General features: G+C 60.4%; 19 protein-coding genes. 10 read left to right on the top strand and 9 right to left on the bottom strand.

From position 1 onward, the window contains the following. The first annotated feature begins 3 nt into the window (after positions 1–3). From ACMTA2_RS30210 to fdhA, 5 genes are all read left to right on the top strand, one after another. Positions 4–333 (top strand): sarcosine oxidase subunit delta, encoded by a 330-nt coding sequence (locus ACMTA2_RS30210; protein ID WP_014340581.1) that lies wholly within the window; start codon positions 4–6, stop codon positions 331–333. Continuing rightward, positions 330–3,347, top strand: a complete 3,018-nt coding sequence (locus ACMTA2_RS30205; RefSeq protein WP_413792989.1) for a sarcosine oxidase subunit alpha — start codon at positions 330–332, stop codon at positions 3,345–3,347. The genes ACMTA2_RS30210 and ACMTA2_RS30205 overlap by 4 nt, the downstream gene beginning before the upstream one ends. Before the next feature lie 165 nt (positions 3,348–3,512). Further along, on the top strand, positions 3,513–4,145 hold the full coding sequence (locus ACMTA2_RS30200) for a sarcosine oxidase subunit gamma (protein WP_413792988.1): 633 nt from the start codon (positions 3,513–3,515) through the stop codon (positions 4,143–4,145). A gap of 204 nt (positions 4,146–4,349) precedes the next feature. Continuing rightward, the gene (gene purU, locus ACMTA2_RS30195) at positions 4,350–5,207 is read left to right on the top strand and encodes a formyltetrahydrofolate deformylase (protein WP_413792987.1); all 858 of its coding nucleotides are present in this window, start codon (positions 4,350–4,352) and stop codon (positions 5,205–5,207) included. 207 nt (positions 5,208–5,414) lie between these two features. After that, positions 5,415–6,614: a formaldehyde dehydrogenase, glutathione-independent gene (gene fdhA, locus ACMTA2_RS30190; protein WP_413792986.1), complete on the top strand. Its 1,200-nt coding sequence runs from the start codon at positions 5,415–5,417 to the stop codon at positions 6,612–6,614. Positions 6,615–6,710: 96 nt separating this feature from the next. Here fdhA and ACMTA2_RS30185 read toward each other — a convergent pair whose 3' ends face one another. From ACMTA2_RS30185 to ACMTA2_RS30175, 3 genes are all read right to left on the bottom strand, one after another. Beyond that, positions 6,711–7,688, bottom strand: a complete 978-nt coding sequence (locus tag ACMTA2_RS30185) for an RHS repeat-associated core domain-containing protein (RefSeq protein WP_413792985.1) — start codon at positions 7,686–7,688, stop codon at positions 6,711–6,713. Positions 7,689–7,712: 24 nt separating this feature from the next. Further along, a complete protein-coding gene (locus ACMTA2_RS30180) occupies positions 7,713–7,925 on the bottom strand; it encodes a cold-shock protein (RefSeq protein ID WP_042729602.1) in 213 nt (70 codons plus the stop codon). Between the two features lie 315 nt (positions 7,926–8,240). Then, positions 8,241–8,663, bottom strand: coding sequence for a DUF3757 domain-containing protein (locus ACMTA2_RS30175; RefSeq protein ID WP_413792984.1), 423 nt, complete (start codon positions 8,661–8,663; stop codon positions 8,241–8,243). A gap of 301 nt (positions 8,664–8,964) precedes the next feature. Between ACMTA2_RS30175 and ACMTA2_RS30170 the strand changes: the two genes are divergently transcribed. Continuing rightward, the gene (locus ACMTA2_RS30170; RefSeq protein ID WP_413792983.1) at positions 8,965–9,540 is read left to right on the top strand and encodes a DUF2780 domain-containing protein; all 576 of its coding nucleotides are present in this window, start codon (positions 8,965–8,967) and stop codon (positions 9,538–9,540) included. A 163-nt stretch (positions 9,541–9,703) separates the two neighbouring features. Here the strand turns inward: ACMTA2_RS30170 and ACMTA2_RS30165 are convergent, their stop codons facing one another. Further along, a complete protein-coding gene (locus ACMTA2_RS30165; RefSeq protein WP_413792982.1) occupies positions 9,704–10,777 on the bottom strand; it encodes an RHS repeat-associated core domain-containing protein in 1,074 nt (357 codons plus the stop codon). An 80-nt stretch (positions 10,778–10,857) separates the two neighbouring features. Continuing rightward, positions 10,858–11,751 carry a 1-acylglycerol-3-phosphate O-acyltransferase, YihG family gene (gene yihG, locus ACMTA2_RS30160; RefSeq protein WP_413792981.1) on the bottom strand — a complete coding sequence of 298 codons (894 nt, stop codon included), beginning with the start codon at positions 11,749–11,751 and terminating at the stop codon, positions 10,858–10,860. Between the two features lie 307 nt (positions 11,752–12,058). Here yihG and rloA2 point away from each other — a divergent pair, with 307 nt between their 5' ends. From rloA2 to creD, 4 genes are all read left to right on the top strand, one after another. Then, on the top strand, positions 12,059–12,565 hold the full coding sequence (rloA2, locus tag ACMTA2_RS30155) for a retropepsin-like aspartic peptidase RloA2 (RefSeq protein WP_413792980.1): 507 nt from the start codon (positions 12,059–12,061) through the stop codon (positions 12,563–12,565). Positions 12,566–12,634: 69 nt separating this feature from the next. Beyond that, a complete protein-coding gene (gene creB, locus ACMTA2_RS30150; protein WP_413792979.1) occupies positions 12,635–13,315 on the top strand; it encodes a two-component system response regulator CreB in 681 nt (226 codons plus the stop codon). Further along, positions 13,315–14,733, top strand: a complete 1,419-nt coding sequence (creC, locus tag ACMTA2_RS30145) for a two-component system sensor histidine kinase CreC (protein ID WP_413792978.1) — start codon at positions 13,315–13,317, stop codon at positions 14,731–14,733. Before creB ends, creC begins: the two co-directional genes overlap by 1 nt. Before the next feature lie 139 nt (positions 14,734–14,872). After that, positions 14,873–16,246, top strand: coding sequence for a cell envelope integrity protein CreD (gene creD, locus ACMTA2_RS30140; protein WP_413792977.1), 1,374 nt, complete (start codon positions 14,873–14,875; stop codon positions 16,244–16,246). A 183-nt stretch (positions 16,247–16,429) separates the two neighbouring features. On the opposite strand, the gene ACMTA2_RS30135 is transcribed toward creD, so the two are convergent. The 4 genes from ACMTA2_RS30135 to ACMTA2_RS30120 all read right to left on the bottom strand — a co-directional run bounded on the left by ACMTA2_RS30135 (position 16,430) and on the right by ACMTA2_RS30120 (position 21,215). Next, complete coding sequence (locus ACMTA2_RS30135) at positions 16,430–17,059, bottom strand: glutathione S-transferase (protein WP_413792976.1); 630 nt, start codon at positions 17,057–17,059, stop codon at positions 16,430–16,432. A gap of 195 nt (positions 17,060–17,254) precedes the next feature. Then, complete coding sequence (locus ACMTA2_RS30130) at positions 17,255–17,434, bottom strand: hypothetical protein (RefSeq protein ID WP_413792975.1); 180 nt, start codon at positions 17,432–17,434, stop codon at positions 17,255–17,257. Beyond that, positions 17,431–18,561, bottom strand: coding sequence for a PepSY-associated TM helix domain-containing protein (locus tag ACMTA2_RS30125; RefSeq protein ID WP_413792974.1), 1,131 nt, complete (start codon positions 18,559–18,561; stop codon positions 17,431–17,433). Before ACMTA2_RS30125 ends, ACMTA2_RS30130 begins: the two co-directional genes overlap by 4 nt. A gap of 215 nt (positions 18,562–18,776) precedes the next feature. Continuing rightward, positions 18,777–21,215, bottom strand: a complete 2,439-nt coding sequence (locus ACMTA2_RS30120) for a TonB-dependent siderophore receptor (RefSeq protein ID WP_413792973.1) — start codon at positions 21,213–21,215, stop codon at positions 18,777–18,779. Positions 21,216–21,448: the final 233 nt, after the last annotated feature.

Genomic DNA, 21,448 nt, shown 5'->3' with positions numbered 1-21,448 from the left:
CCTATGTTGCACATCTTCTGTCCTCACTGCGGCGAACTGCGCTCCGAAGAGGAATTCCACGCATCCGGCCAGGCGCATATCCCGCGTCCGCTGGATCCGAACGCCTGCACCGACGAGGAGTGGGGCGACTACATGTTCTTCCGTGACAACCCACGCGGGTTGCACCATGAGCTGTGGGATCACGTCGCCGGTTGCCGTCAGTACTTCAACGTGACCCGTGACACCGTGACCTACGAGATTCTCGAAACCTACAAGATCGGCCAAAAGCCGCAATTCACCGACAAGGCTGACAGTCCGAAAGCGGCCGCACAGGCTCTGGGAGAGAAGGTATGAGCCAGATCAATCGCCTGTCCAACGGCGGACGGATCGACCGCAACAAAGTGCTGAGCTTCACCTTCAACGGCCAGACCTATAAAGGCTTCGAGGGCGATTCCCTGGCCGCCGCGCTGCTGGCCAACGGTGTCGACATCATCGGCCGCAGCTTCAAGTATTCGCGCCCTCGCGGCATCTTCGCCGCCGGTGCCGAGGAGCCGAACGCCGTGCTGCAGCTCGGCGCCACCGAAGCCACGCAGATCCCTAACGTGCGCGCCACGCAACAGGCGCTGTACCAGGGTCTGGTCGCCACCAGCACCAACGGCTGGCCGAACGTGAACAACGACATGATGGGGATTCTCGGCAAGGTCGGCGGCAAGCTGATGCCGCCGGGCTTCTACTACAAGACCTTCATGTACCCGCAATCGTTCTGGATGACCTACGAGAAGTACATCCGCAAGGCCGCAGGGCTAGGTCGCTCGCCGACCGAGAACGATCCGGACACCTACGACTACATGAACCGTCATTGCGACGTGCTGATCGTCGGCGCCGGCCCCGCTGGCCTGGCCGCCGCGTTGGCCGCAGGCCGTAGCGGTGCGCGCGTCATCCTGGCCGATGAGCAGGAAGAGTTCGGCGGCAGCCTGCTCGACTCCCGCGAGAGCCTGGACGGCAAGCCCGCGACCGAATGGGTCGCTGCGGCGGTGGCTGAACTGCGCGCGATGCCCGACGTGGTGTTGCTGCCTCGTGCCACGGTGAACGGTTACCACGACCATAACTTCCTGACCATCCACGAGCGCCTCACCGACCACCTCGGCGACCGCGCACCGATCGGCCAGGTCCGCCAGCGCATCAACCGCGTTCGCGCCAAGCGCGTGGTGCTGGCGACCGGCGCCTGCGAGCGGCCGCTCGTCTATGGCAACAACGATGTGCCGGGCAACATGCTGGCCGGTGCCGTGTCCACCTACGTGCGTCGCTACGGCGTGGCCCCAGGCAAGAAACTGGTGCTGAGCACCAACAACGACCACGCCTATCGCGTGGCCCTGGACTGGTTCGATGCCGGCCTGCAAGTGATGGCCGTCGCCGATGCCCGCAGCAACCCACGGGGTGCGCTGGTGGAAGAAGCCCGCGCCAAGGGCATCCGCATCCTCACCGGCAGTGCCGTGATCGAGGCCCGTGGCAGCAAGCGCGTCACCGGGGCACGTGTTGCCGCGATCGACGTTCGCGCCCACAAAGTCACCAGCCCCGGCGAATGGCTGGACTGCGACCTGGTGGCCAGCTCCGGCGGCTACAGCCCGGTGGTCCACTTGGCTTCGCACTTGGGCGGCAAGCCGATCTGGCGTGAAGACATCCTCGGTTTCGTACCGGGCGAGGCACCGCAAAAGCGGGTGTGCGTCGGCGGTGTGAACGGCGTCTACAGCCTCGGCGATAGCTTGGCCGACGGTTTTGAAGGCGGCGTGCGCGCGGCCAGTGAAGCCGGCTTCCAGGCGGTGGAGGGCGTGTTGCCCAAGGCCCTGAGCCGTCACGAAGAACCGACCCTGGCGCTGTTCCAGGTGCCCCACGAAAAATCCACTGCACGGGCACCGAAGCAATTCGTCGACCTGCAGAACGACGTCACTGCCGCCGCCATCGAACTCGCCACCCGCGAAGGCTTCGAGTCGGTGGAACACGTCAAGCGCTACACCGCACTGGGCTTCGGTACTGACCAGGGCAAACTGGGCAACGTCAACGGCCTGGCCATCGCGGCCCGTTCGCTGAACGTGAGCATCCCGCAAATGGGCACCACCATGTTCCGTCCGAACTACACGCCAGTGACGTTTGGCGCGGTGGCTGGCCGGCACTGCGGGCACATCTTCGAACCGGTGCGCTTCACCGCACTGCATGCCTGGCATGTGAAAAACGGTGCCGAATTCGAAGACGTCGGCCAGTGGAAGCGTCCTTGGTACTTCCCGAAGAACGGTGAAGACATGCATGCCGCGGTCAAGCGCGAATGCAAGGCCGTGCGTGACAGCGTTGGCCTGCTCGACGCCTCGACACTGGGCAAGATCGACATCCAGGGCCCGGATGCCCGCGAGTTCCTCAACCGCGTCTACACCAACGCCTGGACCAAGCTCGACGTGGGCAAGGCTCGCTACGGTCTGATGTGCAAGGAAGATGGCATGGTCTTCGACGACGGCGTAACGGCCTGTCTGGCGGACAACCACTTCCTGATGACCACCACCACGGGTGGCGCGGCGCGCGTGCTGCAATGGCTGGAGATCTATCACCAGACCGAATGGCCGGACCTGAAGGTGTACTTCACCTCGGTCACCGACCACTGGGCGACCATGACCCTGTCGGGCCCCAACAGCCGCAAGCTGCTGAGCCATGTCACCGACATCGACCTGGACAAGGACGCATTCCCGTTCATGACCTGGAAGGAAGGCCTGGTGGGCGGCGTGCCGGCGCGGGTGTTCCGGATCTCGTTCACCGGTGAACTGTCGTACGAAGTCAACGTGCAGGCCGACTACGCCATGGGCGTGCTCGAGCAGATCGTCGAGGCCGGGAAGCAGTACAACCTGACCCCGTATGGCACCGAGACCATGCACGTACTGCGGGCCGAGAAGGGCTTCATCATCGTTGGCCAGGACACTGACAGCTCGATGACGCCGGACGACCTGAACATGGGCTGGTGCGTAGGCCGGACCAAACCGTTCTCGTGGATCGGCTGGCGTGGCATGAATCGCGAAGATTGCGTGCGCGAAGACCGCAAGCAACTGGTGGGCCTCAAGCCGATCGACCCGAATGTCTGGCTGCCGGAAGGCGCGCAACTGGTGTTCAACACCAAGCAGGCGATCCCGATGACCATGGTCGGCCACGTGACCTCCAGCTACGCCCACAACTCCCTGGGTTATTCATTTGCCATGGGCGTGGTCAAGGGCGGCCTCAAGCGGATGGGCGAGCGAGTGTTCGCGCCATTGGCCGACGGCAGCGTGATCGAGGCAGAGATCGTTTCTTCGGTGTTCTTCGATCCGAAGGGGGATCGGCAGAATATCTAGTGGCTTGAGGTCCTGTGGGAGACCGGCGATACCGCGTCGGCATCATCGCGAGCAAGCTCGCTCCCACAGTTGATCGCGTAACCCTTGTGGGAGCGAGCCTGCTCGCGAAGGCGGCAGTACAGCCACCACAAGGGCCGGCATAACAGAATTCATGACAGGTGCTATATGACAGCCGCCAATGTTTACCAACAACGCCCGACCACCGGGGCCAAAGCCGAGTCGTCGCTGCACCATGCCGACCTCGCCAGTCTGGTGGGCAAGGGCCGCAAGAACGCCGGTGTGACCGTGCGCGAGAAAAAACTGCTCGGCCACCTGACGATTCGTGGCGACGGTCACGACGCGGCCTTCGCCGCGGGCGTCCACAAGGCCCTGGGCATCGAGTTGCCGGGGGCGCTGAGCGTCATCGTCAAGGGCGAAACCAGCCTGCAGTGGATGGGCCCGGATGAATGGTTGCTGGTCGTACCGACCGGTGAAGAGTTCGCCGCCGAGCAAAAGCTGCGTGAAGCCCTGGGCGACCTGCACATCCAGATCGTCAACGTCAGCGGCGGCCAGCAGATTCTCGAACTGTCCGGTCCGAACGTGCGCGACGTGCTGATGAAATCCACCAGCTACGACGTCCATCCCGGCAATTTCCCGGTGGGCAAGGCCGTGGGCACGGTGTTCGCCAAGTCGCAACTGGTGATCCGCCACACTGCCGAAGACACCTGGGAACTGCTGATCCGCCGCAGCTTCTCCGATTACTGGTGGCTGTGGTTGCAGGATGCGTCGGCTGAGTATGGGTTGAGCGTTCAGGCCTGACTAAAGTCAGACACTGTCCTTTTGTGGCGAGGGGATTTATCCCCGCTGGGCTGCGCAGCAGCCCCAACACAGCTAAAGACAATCCAGCCTGACCACCGCGCCGGCTGGTTTAGGGCTGCTGCGCAGCCCAGCGGGGATAAATCCCCTCGCCACAGGGATCTGTGTTCTGCGGGGGATTAGCCATAACAAACAGGAGTCACCGCAATGAGCCGCGCCCCAGACACATGGATCTTGACTGCCGACTGCCCCAGCGTGCTCGGCACGGTGGACGCGGTGACCCGCTTTCTGTTCGAGCAGGGCTGCTACGTCACCGAGCACCATTCCTTCGACGACCGGCTCTCGGCGCGCTTCTTCATTCGCGTTGAGTTTCGCCAGCCCGAGGGTTTTGACGAACAGGTTTTCCGTGCCGGCCTGGCCGAACGTGCCGAAGCCTTTGGCATGGTCTTCGAACTGACCCCGCCGAACTACCGACCCAAAGTGGTGATCATGGTCTCCAAGGCCGATCACTGCCTCAACGACTTGCTCTACCGCCAGCGCATCGGCCAGTTGTCCATGGACGTGGTGGCCGTGGTGTCCAACCATCCGGACCTCAAGCCGCTGGCCGACTGGCACCAGATTCCCTACTACCATTTCCCCCTGGACCCGAACGACAAGCCGGCCCAGGAGCGCCAGGTGTGGCAGGTGATCGAAGACACGGGCGCCGAGCTGGTGATCCTTGCCCGCTACATGCAAGTGCTGTCGCCGGAGTTGTGCCGCAAGCTCGACGGCAAGGCGATCAACATCCATCACTCGCTGCTGCCGGGCTTCAAAGGGGCCAAGCCATATCACCAGGCCTATAACAAAGGCGTGAAGCTGGTGGGCGCCACGGCGCACTACATCAACAACGACCTGGACGAAGGCCCGATCATCGCCCAGGGCGTGGAGGTGGTGGACCACAGCCACTATCCCGAGGACCTGATCGCCAAGGGCCGGGATATCGAAGGGCTGACCTTGGCCCGGGCCGTGGGGTATCACATCGAGCGAAGAGTGTTCTTGAACGCCAATCGCACTGTCGTTCTTTAGACCGACATCGCGAGCAAGCTCGCTCCCACAGGATTTTTGCCGGTATACAAATATTAGCTACACCAAAAAAACATGTGGGAGCGAGCTTGCTCGCGATGAGGCCCTTACAGACAACAAAGAAACAAAGAAACAAGCACTAACCCGAGCAATCAACGCGCTGCCTGCCTGGGCAACGCAGTTTCATAAAAACAACAGCGAGGTGAAAGCATGTCCGGTAATCGTGGTGTCGTGTATCTCGGCAACGGCAAGGTCGAAGTACAGAAAATCGACTATCCCAAAATGCAGGACCCGCGCGGCAGGAAGATCGAGCACGGTGTCATCCTGCGCGTAGTCTCCACCAACATCTGCGGCTCCGACCAACACATGGTGCGTGGCCGTACCACTGCCCAGACCGGCCTGGTCCTGGGTCACGAGATCACTGGTGAAGTGATCGAGAAGGGCAGCGACGTCGAGAACCTGAAGATCGGCGACCTGGTGTCGGTACCGTTCAACGTGGCGTGCGGCCGCTGCCGTTCCTGCAAGGAGCAACACACCGGTGTCTGCCTGACCGTCAACCCGGCCCGTGCCGGTGGCGCCTACGGCTACGTCGACATGGGCGACTGGACCGGCGGCCAGGCCGAATACGTGCTGGTGCCGTACGCCGACTTCAACCTGCTGAAGCTGCCGGACCGCGACAAGGCCATGGAGAAAATCCGCGACCTGACCTGCCTGTCCGACATCCTGCCGACCGGCTACCACGGCGCCGTTACCGCCGGTGTGGGTCCTGGCAGCACGGTCTACATCGCCGGTGCCGGCCCGGTTGGCCTGGCGGCCGCCGCTTCCGCGCGCTTGTTGGGTGCTGCCGTGGTGATCATCGGTGACGTCAACTCAGTCCGCCTGGCCCATGCCAAGGCTCAAGGCTTCGAAGTTGTCGACCTGTCCACCGACACCCCGCTGCACGAGCAAATCGCTGCGCTGCTGGGCGAGCCAGAAGTGGATTGCGCCGTTGACTGCGTCGGCTTCGAAGCCCGTGGCCATGGCCACGACGGCGTCAAGCACGAAGCCCCGGCCACCGTGCTCAACTCTTTGATGCAAGTGACCCGCGTCGCCGGCAAGATCGGTATCCCGGGCCTGTACGTGACCGAAGACCCGGGCGCGGTCGATGCCGCTGCCAAGATCGGTGCACTGAGCATCCGTTTCGGCCTGGGCTGGGCCAAATCCCACAGCTTCCACACCGGCCAGACCCCGGTGATGAAGTACAACCGCGCGCTGATGCAAGCGATCATGTGGGACCGTATCAACATTGCCGAAATCGTCGGTGTGCAGGTGATCAGCCTGGATGACGCTCCGAAGGGTTATGGCGAGTTCGATGCGGGCGTGCCGAAGAAGTTTGTGATTGATCCGCATAAGATGTTTAGTGCGGCGTGATAATAGCGTCGTAGTGAAAAGGAAGCTCCTCTGAGCTTCCTTTTCATGCATTTGATGAGAGATATATTCTGGTTGGGTTTGGATATGCCTTGGCCGTCACATTGAGGCATTGTAAGCGGGTGGTGCAATCTCGAAGATCTCGTCGTAGGTAGGTAGACGTGTTGAATTACGAATGAATCTATTGTATTCATCAAGGTCGTGTTGAAATTGGGCTCGGTCCCGTTTTATTTGAAGTGTTAGTTCTTCGTAACGAGCTGTATTGTGTTTGGTTGCTCTTAAATTCTTTATCATTCTTGCAGCATTTTTCTCGCTTTCAATAATTTTAGTGTTGGTTGTTATTAACTGCTTTTCATACTCGATCGCCTTTGGCCTATGTTGCGCCTCAATCAAGGAAGGGTCTAACGTTTTTTTGTATTCCTCGGTAGGGTTTTCGATGAAAGACTTCAGCCTCTTATTAGTTGGAACGCGTAACTCGATTCCATGAACAGTGATGGTTTTTTTAGGTGTTTTAAGCCCCATCATCCTCAATAGCGGCTTGAGGAGACTGATATGGCCAGTAGGGTCTATTCGATTTATAGGGTCACCGTGACAGTATGCATAAGCGTTCAAGCCACCTTTCCCAAACGGGCTCATTGAGTCCGGGCTATTGAAACGCATCAGTACGGTATTGAATGCTCGGTAACCATTGCCCAACAAATAATGCCCCGTCACTGGGTCCGGTCGTTCACCGTTGAAGCCGAGCAGGCCGCCTAGAACGCTTTCTGAAGCGCGGTGGCCGTATGGTGAGTAGGCAAGGGCACGAGGCTGGGGTGTGTCGAGTTCATGCAGTACGGACCGCTGACGATCGGTTGCGATCAGCGTAGTTTTGACAGTATCCCCCTGCTGTTGTCGAGCCAGAAGTTGATCGCCTTGCTGGAAAATCGAGTGCTTTACTGAGCCTTGGATTTCGGTGACCAGGCGGTCCTCCCGATAGAAGCGCAGGAAGCTGACTTGTACGCCTGGCTTGCAGCCGACCAGTCGATCCAAAGGGTCGTAGCTGTATTGGCAGAGCAGGTTTTTGCGCTCAAGCGGCATGATGGTACTCCTCAGGAAGATAATCTATTCCGGCGCCACTCTCGTCGCCTGCTTGCCCTTCACACCCTGCTCGATTTCAAACGAGACGGCTTGTCGCTCTTTCAATGTCTTGTAACCCTCGCCGTCTATCGCTGAGTAATGAACGAACAGTTCTTCACCCCCTTTGCCGCAGGTAATGAAGCCATAGCCTTTTGCATCGTTAAACCATTTGACGGTTCCTTTGATTCGGTCGCTCATTTTTATTGTCCTTGCCCGAATGAATGAAAGCGCGGCGAGCTCAAGGGCTCATTCGCCTCGTTTCCGTTGACAATGGGAGCTTAATTTCGGGCAGAACGAGTGCCTACTGTCAGAGCTGACAGTCGGCCATGCCGAAAGGAAATAACCGTTTGCCGGTGATATTCAGAAGATTGTCACGAAGCGGTCATGCCGTGGAACTGTGCCCGAAATCGGCGCCGCCGTACGCTCTGACCGAGCCCCATCGTGGCGAGGGAGCTTGCTCCTGCTGGGTTGCGAAGCGGCCCTCGCTTTTCAGCAAGTGGTTGCCATGACCGATCAATAAACCAAGTTGAAATAGTCACCGTCCATCAACCTGCACATCCGAGTGTCCGCGCTCTCGCAGCGATTGCTCACCCACTTTGAAAATGCCGGTTCCAGGAGGTGTGGAGAGTCCAACTTCAGGTTGATCGCCCCGTACCGGCATGTGATGGTCGCCCGGGGGGCTGTCTGTTCATTCCCATCGTCCTCACGCAAAACATATTCGGCGCCTTCGAATTGCAACGAGGCCGAATCGACCACGTCTACCAGGCTTTCGCTTTCCCACTCGTGGTCGTCCTGTACATCGACGAAGAAAACATCTTCCACCGATTCGATGTTCCTGTGGATGTCAGTGACGGCAGGGCACTTTATTTCTCCGGCATGGACGTGGCCGATGATCAGCAAAAGCCACACCGCGCCTCCGGCCAGTATTTTTATCATGTGCCAGGCTCCAGGGCTCAGTTTGACGATTCACGGTTTGGTCGAGGCGGGCTACTGTCAATGTTGACAATCGCTTATGTCAATTTAGAAACTGTATAGGCGGTATTGGTAACTTCTGGCTATATAAAAAAGTGCGAACTTCGTTAAATCAGACGCTTCTGATGACCTTGGAAGAATTTTCTGTCATGGCTATCGGCCAGCTGCCTAATACATTTAGGAACAATCTCCCTCCGCACCCGTCCAACGCACGCTTACGCCGCTCTTCATGGGCGGCTTTTTCGTGCTCAAGAGGATTTCCCGGATGAAGGTTTCACGAGGTTTTGCACTGTCTTGGCTGTTGACACTGGCCGCCAGCCCGGCTTTCGCGCAGTTCAGCCTCAGCGACGCGGCCAATGTGGTGGCGGCCATGCAGGACAACCCTGGTCAGGAAGAGGGCGTCGTGGCCGCCGCGCCGAAAGCCGCTGGGCTGCTTAACACCTTGGGATCGGAACTGAACATCACACCGGAACAGGCCATCGGCGGTGCCGGTGCGATGTTGGGGTTGGCGAAGAATCGGCTCAGCGAGCCGCAGTTTTCCGAGTTGAGCAAGAGTGTGCCGGGCCTGGATCAGATCGCTGGAAACAGCGCCATCGGGGGGCTTGACGGCCTGGGCGGTTTGCTCGGTGGAGGGGCGCATAAAAATGCCTTGCTCGATGGCCTGCTGGGTAACGTCAAGGACACTGGCGACCTGAACAACGTCTTCAGCGCGCTGGGCATGGACAGCGGCATGATCGGGCAGTTTGCTCCGGTGATTCTTGAGTATCTTGGGCAGCAGGGGGTGGGGAGTTCGTTGCTGCAGAACCTTGGGGGGATTTGGGGGACGGGTACAGGTGTCTGAGGCACTGGCGTTTGCGTAAGATGAGGTGCACCGACGCCAAGCACCTCTCTAATCGTTGATATTATTTTTTTGTTTGCTGAAGCTTGAGCTAAAAAAACCGTGGCTTGGTGTCCCTTTGCTTCGGCGTAAACGATGCCGTACGAGAATTCTATTTAAAAATGGATTATTGCCGGACCGACATTAGATCAATGCCGATAGACTCTCTAATGTAAACGGCTCGTAATATGGTTGCCCGGTAATAACCGCGGGGATCCCTTGAAAAATTATGCGACTTGCTGCTTACTAGGTTTTTATGGTGCATAATTGTAATATCGAAGTGACCTACGTCTAGCTTGCCCTCATACCACTCCCTGATTTCTGTGTCCGGGAATTTTCCTTTAAATTTATATGTGTTTTTGGCTAAGTTATAAAACTTTTCTGTTGTTGCAAGGTCGTCGTTTGGGACGGCTGAGGTGTATTTTGCTTTTTCTGAGATGGGTAACCTGGCTTCATTTTGTTCAATAAGTTTTGATAGTTCCTTTAGTTCGGCATATCTAACTCGCTCCGTCCAGCTTTTTTTATTTTTTGCTGCAAGTGACTTGTTAACTAAGTTTTTGGGGTCGGTGACGACGGGTTTAGGAAATTTTTCTGATGTTTGGGGGATATTTAAATTTGCCTTCGCCGTCCTGTACTCACTCAATGCCTTAAATAACGGGAAAATGCGGGTATGTCCTGTCGAATCCTTCCAGTTCCGTGGATCTCCCCCACAATACGCATAGGCATTCAACCCACCCTCCCCAAACGGACTCCAACTATCCGGGCTATTAAACCGCATCAAAACCGGATTAAACGCTCGATACCCATTCCCTAGCAGATAATGCCCCGTCACCGGATCCGGCCGTTCGCCATTAAACCCCAGCAAACTGAGCAACCCGCTTTCCGCCGGACGATGGCCGTAGGGTGTGTAGGAGAGGGGGTGTGGTCGAGTTTCATCGAGGGCGGTCAACACTGAGCGCTGTAGATCCGTGGCGAGCAGCGTGGCGTGGGCCTTCAAATTCTCGCGCTGTAACTGCGCCAACAACTGATCGTCGTGCTGGAAGACACTGCGTTGCACCGCGCCCTGTATCTCGGTCGCTAGCCGGCTTTTGCAATAAAAACGCTGGATGCCAGCTTCCGCGGCTGGCGCATAGTCGGTCAGGCGATCCAGCGGATCATAGTGATAGCAGCACAATAGGGTTTTGCGAGGATCGGCAGGCATGCACCGTACTCCATGCAAGGTCCAGAATTCAGAACCTTCAGCATCGGCGGTTTTCCAGCCGCTGCCTACTATCAGAAGTGTTAGTTGCTTTGCCCTTCGTCACGCAAGACAGCAATCCGCCGATCCTTCTCGGTCCATAGCTGATTCACCCAGTCCTGCACCTGCTGGCGAAACACCGGATCGTTCTCGTAGTCGCCCTGCCACAGCGCCGGGTCCAGTTCGCGGGTCTGGATGTCGATGATGACCCGGGGCACCGCGCCGCTGATCAGGTCCCAGAACCCGGGGATCCGGTCCTGGGGGTAGACCACCGTGACGTCCAGGATGGCGTCCAGTTGTTCGCCCATCGCCGCCAGCACGAACGCCACGCCACCGGCCTTGGGCTTGAGCAGGTGGGTGAAAGGCGATTGTTGCTGCTGGCTTTTGGCGGCGGTGAAGCGGGTGCCCTCGAGGTAATTGACCACGGTGACCGGCTGGCGCTTGAACAGTTCGCAGGCGGCCTTGGTGATTTCCAGGTCCTTGCCGGCCAGTTCCGGGTTTTTTGCCAGGAAGGCCTTGGTGTAGCGTTTCATGAACGGGTAGTCCAGCGCCCACCAGGCCAGGCCCAGGAACGGCACCCAGATCAGTTCCTTCTTGAGGAAGAACTTGAAGAATGGCGTGCGGCGGTTGAGGGTCTGGACCAGGGCGGGGATGTCCACCCAGGATTGGTGGTTACTGATCACCAGGTAGGAAGTGTCGCCACGCAGGTCGGCGCCGCCGCGGATATCCCAGCGGGTCGGGATGCACAGGGCGAAGATCAGCTTGTCGATTTCGGCCCAGGTCTCGGCGATCCACATCACCGCCCTGGAGGCATAGTCGCGAAAGCGCCCGGGCAGGACCAGTTTGAGCAGTGCGAAAACCATCAGCGGCCCGAACAGCACCAGGGTGTTGAGCAACAGCAACAGGGTGACGAAACAGCCGGTGAGCAGGCGGCGCATAAATGACTCTTGCAAACGGGTGGGCGGGCCATGATAAGCAGCTTCGGGCGGCAGGCCAAATAGGCGTGGACGAATGTTTCACTTTTTGGCGGGTATGCTGGATTCACTTCTGTGGCGAGGGGATTTATCCCCGTTCGAGTGCGAAGCACTCGCCATGGTGCTGGATCGCTGCACAGAGTTCGGGCCGCTGCGCCGCCCGACGGGGATAAATCCCCTCGCCACAAAGGCAGCGCAGTGGTATCGAGGGCAACCGAACGAATTCATTGGCAACGGTCTAAAATCCCACCCACACAGGAAGCCCTATTGCATGAAATCCCTTCTCGCCCTGCTTACCCTGGCGGCCCTTCCAGTACTGGCCGCCGAGCCGACCCTGTACGGGCGCTACGAATACATCGCGCTGCCGGAAATCGGCGGTAAAGTGCTCAAGGCCAAGATGGACACCGGCGCCCTGACCGCCTCGCTGTCGGCCAAGGACATCGAGACCTTTACCCGTGACGGCGATGATTGGGTGCGGTTCCGCCTGGCGACCAAGGACGCGGACAACAACGTCTACGAGCACAAGATCGCTCGCATCAGCAAGATCAAGACCCGTTCCGAAGAGGATGAGGACGACGATGAAAAGATCGCCCCCACCAAGCGTCCGGTGGTGGATCTGGAGTTGTGCCTGGGTAACGTCAAGCGCACGGTCGAAGTCAACCTGACCGACCGCAGCAGCTTCAACTACCCGCTGTTGATCGGCGCCAAGGCCCTGCGCGAGTTCGACGCGGCGGTGAACCCGGCTCGGCGCTATACGGCTGACAAGCCGGACTGCTGATTTCCCCGATTGACGTGCCCCAAGGGTTGGGGCACCGTTCCGGCAACTTTACTGTCGGGCGCGCAAGACATGCCTCATATTCTGATTGTCGAAGACGAAGCCGCCATCGCCGATACGCTGGTGTTTGCGCTGCAAGGAGAGGGCTTTGACACCACCTGGCTGAGCCTCGGCGCGGCGGCCCTCGAACACCAGAAGCACACGCCGGCGGACCTGATCATTCTGGATGTCGGCCTGCCGGATATCAGCGGATTCGAGACTTGTAAAAATCTCAGACGTTTCAGCGACGTTCCGGTAATTTTTCTGACGGCTCGGGATGGCGAGATCGACCGGATCGTGGGTTTGGAAATCGGTGCCGACGATTACGTGGTCAAGCCCTTCAGCCCCCGCGAGGTGGCCGCCAGGGTTCGGGCGATCCTCAAGCGCGTGGCGCCGCGCCCGGCGGCGGAGTCGGGCACGGCGTTATTCCAGGTCGATGCCGACCGTGTACAGATCAACTATCGTGGCAAACCGCTGAACCTCACCCGCCACGAATTCCGCCTGCTCAATTGTCTGCTGGAGCAACCCGAGCGGGTTTTTAGCCGCGAGCAATTGCTCGATGCCTTGGGCGTTGCCAGCGATGCCGGCTACGAGCGCAGCATCGACAGCCACATCAAGAGCGTGCGCGCCAAGTTGCGCCTGGTCCGGGCCGAGGCCGAGCCGATCCAGACCCATCGGGGCCTGGGCTACAGCTACAGCCCGGGGCACAGCTGATGTCGCTGGGGATCCGGATTTTCCTGGTGTATGTGCTGTTTATCGCCCTGACAGGCTATTTTGTGCTCAACACGGTCATGGAGGAAATCCGCCCCGGCGTGCGTCAGTCCACCGAGGAAACCCTGGTGGACACCGCCAACCTGATGGCCGAGATCCTGCGGGACGATTTCAAGGCCGGTACCCTCAACCAGAATCGCTGGCCGCAGTTGCTCAGGGCCTACGGCGAGCGCCAGCCGGCGGCGACGATCTGGGGCCTGCCGAAGAATCAGGTCAGCCATCGCATCTACGTGACCGATGCCCAGGGCATGGTGGTGCTCGACTCCAGCGGCGTGGCGGTGGGGCAGGATTATTCGCGCTGGAACGACGTCTACCTGACCCTGCGCGGCCACTACGGTGCCCGTTCGAGCCGCAGCGATCCGGATGACCCGGCGTCTTCGGTGATGCACGTCGGTGCACCGATTCGCGACAACGGCCGGATCATCGGGGTCGTCACGGTCGCCAAGCCCAACAGCTCCTTGCAGCCTTATGTCGATCGCACCGAACGGCGCCTGTTGGCCTATGGCGCCGGGTTGGTCGTCCTGGGCTTGTTGCTGGGCGGCGTGTTGTCGTGGTGGCTCAGCGCGGCACTGCGGCGGTTGACGATCTACGCCCAGGCGGTCAGCCAGGGACGGCGGGTGGAAGTGCCACATTATCGTGGCGGCGAGTTCGAGCAACTGGCGGGTGCGGTGGAGCACATGCGCACCCAACTCGAAGGCAAGGCGTATGTCGAGCGTTACGTGCACACGCTCACCCACGAACTCAAGAGCCCGCTGGCGGCGATTCGCGGCGCCGCCGAACTGCTGCAAAGCGACATGCCCGCCGCCCAGCACCAGCGCTTCGTCAGTAACATCGACAACGAAAGCGCGCGCATGCAGCAACTGATCGAACGCTTGCTCAACCTGGCCCAGATCGAGCAGCGCCAAGGGCTGGAGGAGCAGGTTGCGGTGCCGCTGGCCCCGTTGATGGACGCGTTGTTGGAAGCGCGTGGCGGCTGGATAGAAAGTCGCCAGTTGACGGTTGAGCAGCACATCGCTGCTGACCTGACCTTGACGGGAGAGCCGTTCCTGTTGCGCCAGGCCTTGGGCAATTTGCTGGAAAACGCCCTGGACTTCACCCCCATCAACGGCCTGCTACGGGTCAGCGCCGAGCGCCACGGGCACTGTGTCGAGATCCGCCTGTTCAATCAGGCCGCGCCGATTCCCGACTACGCGTTGCCCCGCTTGAGCGAGCGCTTCTACTCCTTGCCGCGCCCGGACAGCGGCCGCAAGAGCACCGGCCTGGGGCTCAACTTCGTCGAGGAGGTGGTGCAGTTGCATGGCGGGCATTTCGGTATCGGCAATGTCGAGGGCGGGGTGGAGGTGGTTTTGCGGTTGCCCTGAAACCGCATCGGCTCTCTGACTGAACACGACCTTTTGCAGGTTCCTGATTCTGCTTCTCCACACAAACTCCACATTCCCCCCATAAACCCCTCACACAGCCCCCCCAGACTCTCCCTCATTCGAACAGGGAGAGCCCCACATGAACCGCAGCCTCGCCATAAAACTGGGCATGATCGCCCTCTTGATTCTCTTGCTGATGATTCCGCTGCTGATGATCAACGGCCTTATTGATGAGCGCCAGGAACTGCGTGACGGTGTGCTGCAGGACATCGCCCGCAGTTCCAGCTATAGCCAGCAACTGATCGGGCCGATGATCGTGGTGCCGTTTCGCAAGAGCGTGAAGGTCTGGAACACCAACGAGAAGACCGGTGTGCGGTTCCTGGAGACCGTCGAGCGAACGGGCGAGTTGTATTTTCTGCCGGAGCAATTCAAGCTTGATGGCCAGGTCCGCACTGAAACCCGTGCCCGGGGCATCTACGAAGCGCGGATGTTCCACGCCGATAACCGCATCGATGGCCGCTTCAAGGTGCCTGAGCACTACGGTGTCGCCGCCAAGGACTTTGCCGATTACCGCTTCGACGAACCGTACCTGAGCGTCGGCATCAGCGATATTCGTGGCATCGAGAATGCGCTGACCCTGACGCTGAACCAGCAGACCGTCGATTTCCTGCCCGGCTCGCGGCTTGGCTGGTTGGGGCAGGGTGTGCATGTGCCGCTGCCGATGATCACTGCCCAGGGTGGCCCCGAGCTGACCTTCGGTTTTGACCTGCGCCTGCAAGGCACTGGCGAGTTTCAGATTCTGCCGGTGGGCAAATCCACCAAGGTGCACCTGTCGGCCGACTGGCCACACCCGAGCTTCATCGGCAACTACCTGCCGGTCAATCGCGAGATCAATGAGCAGGGCTTCAGTGCGGACTGGCAGACGTCTTTTTTCTCCACCAACCTGCTGGAGACGCTGCAAGCCTGCGAGCCAAGCGATGGCTGTGAAGCGTTCCGCAGCCGGGCCTTCGGTGTGAGCTTCATCGATCCGGTGGACCAGTACCTCAAGAGCGACCGGGCGATCAAATATGCGCTGCTGTTCATCGCCCTGACGTTCGCTGGCTTCTTTCTCTTCGAAGTGCTCAAGAGCCTGGCGGTGCACCCGGTCCAGTACGCCCTGGTGGGTGTGGCGCTGGCGTTCTTCTACCTGCTGCTGTTGTCGCTGTCGGAGCACATCGGTTTCACCCTGGCGTACCTGGTATCGGCCAGCGCCTGTGTCGTGCTGATCGGGTTTTATGTCTGCCATGTGCTGCGCAGCGTGAGCCACGGCCTGGGGTTTTCGGCAGGGCTGGCGGGGTTGTACGGTTTGCTCTACGGCCTGTTGAGCGCAGAGGACTACGCGCTGTTGATGGGTTCGCTGTTGCTGTTCGGCCTGCTGGGGGTGTTCATGGTGCTGACCCGCAAGTTGGACTGGTATGGGGTCGGGTCGAAGCCGGCCGCGGCGATGAGCTTCGAGTTGGGAGCGGTGAAATGAGCCGGTCGCTGGGGTTGCGTGAGGATCAGCGGGAGCGCGAGATGTTAGTGGCGCTGATTGCCGGGTTGTTTCCTTTGGATCCGGTGCGCTGCTATCGCGAGCAAGCTCGCTCCCACAAAGAGCGCCACGGTTCCCTGTGGGAGCGAGCTTGCTCGCGATGAGGCCGGCACAGCTAACGCAAAGCTAAACCCTGGGCACCGTCTCGACCATCGAAGGCCGCAAGCTCACCTCTGCAAACCACGCTGCCAATTGCGGGTTGGCCTTGCGCCATTCCAGGTCGGGATGGCGCAGGTCCAGGTAGCCCAAGGCACAGGCCACGCTGATGGAGGCCACGTCGAAATGGCAGGCCAGTTCGGCAATCGCCTCGGCTTCGAGCAGGCCCAGGGCGCGGCGAATCTTGTCCCGTTGTGCATCGAGCCATTGCGCCCAGTGTTTTTCCTCGGGGCGTAGCGCGGTTTCGTAGCGGATCATCACCGCTGCATCCATGATCCCGTCGGCCAGGGAGGCCAAGGTCAGGCGCCGCCAGCGGGCCGCGCCGTCCCGGGGAATCAGTGGGTTGCCGACGTGCTGGTGGTCGAGGTAATCGAGGATGACGCGGCTGTCATGGATGACCGTCCCGTTGGCCAGGCGCAGGGCCGGGATCTTGCTCAACGGGTTGTCGTCGATGAGCGCCGGGTCTGGCTTGACCGGGGTGAGCTGGCTGAGCTGCAACGCCACGCGGTCTTGCTGGCCGGTTTCGTGCAGCAGCACCAGCACTTTGCGCACGAAGGGCGAAGCGGGGTTGTGGAACAGCGTCATGCTGGGAGTGGACATGCAGGTATCCTCGATAAACGGGCAGGGGCTTAGCCTAGACAGTTCCGGGGCGGCTGGCGAGGGGGCGGATAGCCTGACTCGATTCCCATGTGAGAACGGGCTTGCTCGCGAAAGCGGTACACCAGACAAGTCACTGCGATTAACATGCCGTCTTCGCGAGCAAGCCCGCTCCCACAGGTTTCATGCCCGGCCGGGTTATCCGCGCTTGATCAACCCCCATGTTCCCAGCACCGTTGGCAGCCCCAGGCCCACCCAGCTCACGGCGTCCCATGCACCGTCGCCCAGCAACGCCGAAAACAACCCCGCCGCGCTTAGTGCGCCAATCACCACGGGAATACCAAACACTTTCCAGAAACTCGACTGCCGAGGCCTCACGAGGTGAGCTCCGTGCCAACGGTGGCGCGCTTGGCCGCTTTACGTCGCACCAGCCACAGGTAAACGCCGCTGCCGAGGACGATGATGGTCAGTACATCGAGGGTCGCCCAGAAGATCTGCATCGGCCGGCCACCGTAGTCGCCGAAGTGCAGGGGCAGGGACAGGCTCATGACGTCCATGTACCAGGGCCGTTCGGCGACGGCGGTGACGTCCAGGGTGGTGGCATCGATCAGCACGGGCGTGAGCAGGTGCGAGGTCAGGTGGGTGTCACCCTTCATGAAGACGCTGTAGTGGTGCTCGCTGGAGAAGAGCGTGCCGGGGAAGGCAATGAAACTCGGCTCCATGCCCGGTGCGACATCCTTGGCAATGTCCAGCAGCCGGGTCGCGGGCGCCAGTTGGGTCAGCGGCGGGGCGTTGCGGTAGGGTTCGACCATGGCGCTGAGGCTGTCGTTGCGCCACGCGGCGATGATCAGGTCTGCGCAAGCGGCGATCACGCCGGTGACGCCCACGGTCAGCGCCCAGACCAGCGTGACCACGCCGATCAGGTTGTGCAGGTCGAGCCAGCGCAGGCGCGTGGATTTGTCCTGGCGCACCGTGGCGAACTTCAAGCGGCGCATGAACGGCAGGTACAGGACTACCCCGGAGACGATGGCAATCACGAACAGCAGACCCATGAACGCCAGCAGCAACTTGCCCGGCAGCCCGGCGAACAGGTCCACGTGCAGGCGCAGCATGACCATCATGAAACCGCCATTGGCCGAGGGCATTTCCAGGGCCTCGCCGGTACGCCCATCGAGCATGAAGGTGTGGGAGGCATTGGGTTCGGTGCCCTGTGTCGGCGCCATGATGGTGATGACGCCGTTGGGATCGTCATCGTCCCAGCCAAAATACTGGACCACTTCCCCCGGGCGATGGGCCTTGGCTTTTTCCACCAGTTGTTGCAGATCCAACGGCGGCGTGTCGGCCGGCATTTCCCGAAGCTCGGGGGCGTCGCCCAGCAGGTGTTCGATTTCATGATGGAAGATCAACGGCAGCCCGGTGATCGCCAGCATCAGCAGGAACACCGTGCAGATCAGGCTGGTCCAGGTGTGGACGAAGGACCAGCGGCGGATGGTTTTGCTTTTCATGAGCGATCCGGATGCAAGAGGGCCTCGATGCCTGAGCCCGTCAGTCAAGCCGCGAACCTGTGGGAGCGAGCTTGCTCGCGAAATCGGTCTGCCAGACAACATCGATGTTGACTGTTACGCCGTCTTCGCGAGCAAGCTCGCTCCCACAGGGGGTTCATTTGACTGACAGGTCTCAGGTACAGGTGCCCTCAAAAGGTTTTGCAAATGCTAACCGTTTACCATTTGTAATTCACGCTGGCGACGACGTTGCGTTGGTCGCCGTAGTAGCAGTAGAAGCCGTCGCAGGTGGACAGGTAGTCCTTGTTGAAGATGTTCTTCGCGTCCACGGCTACCGTGACGCCCTTGAGGGTCTTGTTCAAACGGCCCAGGTCGTAATGGGCCGAGGCGTCGTACACGGTGTAGGAGCCGACATGACCCCAGTCGGTGTTGGTGGTGTTGCCATAGGTGTCGCCGACGTAACGCACACCGGCACCGACGCCAAAGCCATCGAGCGGGCCGTTGTGCCAGGTGTAGTCCGCCCAGGCAGTGGCCTGGTTGCGCGGGACCTGGGCCATGCGCTTGCCTTTTTCCGCCGCCGTGCCCTTGGTGATTTCGCTGTCGTTGTAGGTGTAGGAACCGATCAGTTTCAGGTTGTCGGTCACCTCGCCCGAGGCTTCCAGCTCCAGGCCGCGCACCTGGACTTCGCCCACCTGGCGGGTGACGTTGTTTTCGGTCACGGAGTTGTTTTTCTGGGTCAGGTCGAACACCGCGGCGGTCAGCAGAGTCTTGGTGCCGGGTGGCTGGTACTTGATACCCGCTTCGTATTGTTCGCCTTCGGTGGGTTTGAACGCTTCGGTGCTGTTGACGGTTGAACCCGCCGCTGCCTGGAATGACTGGGCAAAGGAGATGTAGGGCGTCACACCGTTATCGAAGACATAGCTCAACGCCGCGTTGCCGCTGAATTTCTTGTCGCGCTGGGTGTTGGTGACGTTGTTCTGGTTGTGGAATTCGGTGCCGGTGTGAATCCAGTCTTCACGACCGCCTAGGGTCAGGCGCCAGTCGTCCAGGGCGATCTGGTCCTGGACGTACAGGCCGGTCTGGTTGGTTTTCTGGTTGTAGTCGTACATGGTGAAGTACTGGACGTTGGAGAAATCCTGTCCGTAGATCGGGTTGTGGATGTTGCTGGTCGGCACGCCGGTCGAGCCCCACAACCAACGCGAATTGCTGTTGGAGCGCTGGTGATCCAGGCCCAGCAGCAGGGTGTGGTTGAGGGCGCCGGTCTGGAAGTCGGCCTGGAAGTTGTTGTCCACGGCGAACTGGCTGATGTCTTCGTCAATGACACTGGCACTGCGCTTGACGGTACCGTCGGCGCTCACGGCTTCATCGGGACCCGCCGACCCGAATTGCCCGCCGGCGGAAATGCCCTGGGTCTCCAGGTCGCTCTTGGTGTAGCGCAGGTTCTGGCGGAACTGCCAGGTGTCGTTGAGGCGATGTTCAAACGCATAGCCGAGGGCGTAGTAGGTACGGTCGTAGAATTCCCAATCCGGGTCGCCGAGGTTCTTGTGGTGGGAAATCTTGCCCGCTGGCGAGGAGAGCTTGGTGCCTTGCAGCGGCAAGAACTGCCCGGTAATGCCGGTGTCGTCGCGGGTGTACTGGGACAGGAAGGTCAGGCGCGTGTCGTCGTTGATGTTCCAGGTCAGGCTCGGCGCGAGGTTGTAGCGCTTGTCCGGGATGTGATCGACCTGGGCATTGCTGTCGCGCACGGTGCCGCTGACCCGATAGAGGAACTGGCCTTCGTCATCGACCTTGCCGGTGCTGTCGAAGTTGATCTGCTTGTGTTCGTAGCTGCCGGCCTGTAGCTCGACCTCATTGCTGCTTTCGGCCTGTGGGCGACGGCTGACCATGTCCAGCATGCCGCCAGGGGGCGTCTGGCCGTAGACCGAAGAGGCCGGGCCACGCAGCACGGCGATGCGCTCCAGGTTCCAGGGCTCGATTTTCGGGGTGATGTAGTTGCCCCTGGGCAACGGCAGGCCATCGAGGAACTGGGTCGGTATGAAACCGCGAACCAGCAGCCAGTCGTTGCGCGAATCCGAGCCGTAGCCGCTGCTCTGCACACCGGCGGTGTAGCGCAGGGCGTCATTGAGGTTGAGGACCGTACGGTCCTCCATCTGTTGGCGCGTGACCACCGAGACTGAACGCGGCAGTTCGACGATCGGCGTATCGGTCTTGGTCCCGGCGGCGGTGCGGGTGGCGACGTAGCCCTCGGTCGGGCCCCACGCGGTTTCGCTGAGACCGGCACCGATCACGCTGGTTTCCGGCAAGGCCATGACGCCTTCCGGCACGGCCACTAGGCTGTAGGTGCCGGCGCCGCTTTGTTCCAGTTGCAGGCCGGTGCCGCGCAAGGCCTCGCGCAATGCGCCGGTGGCGTCGAACCGGCCCTGGACCGGGGCCGAGGTCTTGCCCGAGGCCAGGGACGGATTCAAGCTCAGCGCGAGGCCGGCCTGGCTGGCGATCTGGTTCAGGGTGCTGGCCAGTGGCGCGGCAGGCAGGTTGTAGGTGCGCACGCTCGAGGCCTGTTCGGCGGCCAGTAGCGGGGCGCAGGTCAACGGGACGGCGAAGGCCATGGCAGCGGCCAACAGGCGGGGGCGCAACAGGGTGTCTAGTGGGCGGGACATACGGCGGCTCCTGAATGGAAATATTTCTCAATTGCCTGGGTGCCGGATGAAAATTGAAAAGTGATAGGGCTGGATGAAAATAATTTAGATTCAGCTTGCGGATTGGGACTTCCAGTCTGGTTTTTGTACTGAGGCAACAGGCCTCTTCGCGAGCAAGCCCGCTCCCACAGGAGTTCGCATTCCCATGTGGGAGCGGGCTTGCTCGCGAAGGCGGCCTGCCCGACACAAGATCT

The sequence above is a fragment of the Pseudomonas medicaginis genome, assembly GCF_965119365.1.
In the GTDB taxonomy this organism is placed as follows: domain Bacteria; phylum Pseudomonadota; class Gammaproteobacteria; order Pseudomonadales; family Pseudomonadaceae; genus Aquipseudomonas.
Note: the sequence above shows the minus strand (reverse complement) of the source record. Positions and strands in the feature narration are given on the sequence as shown.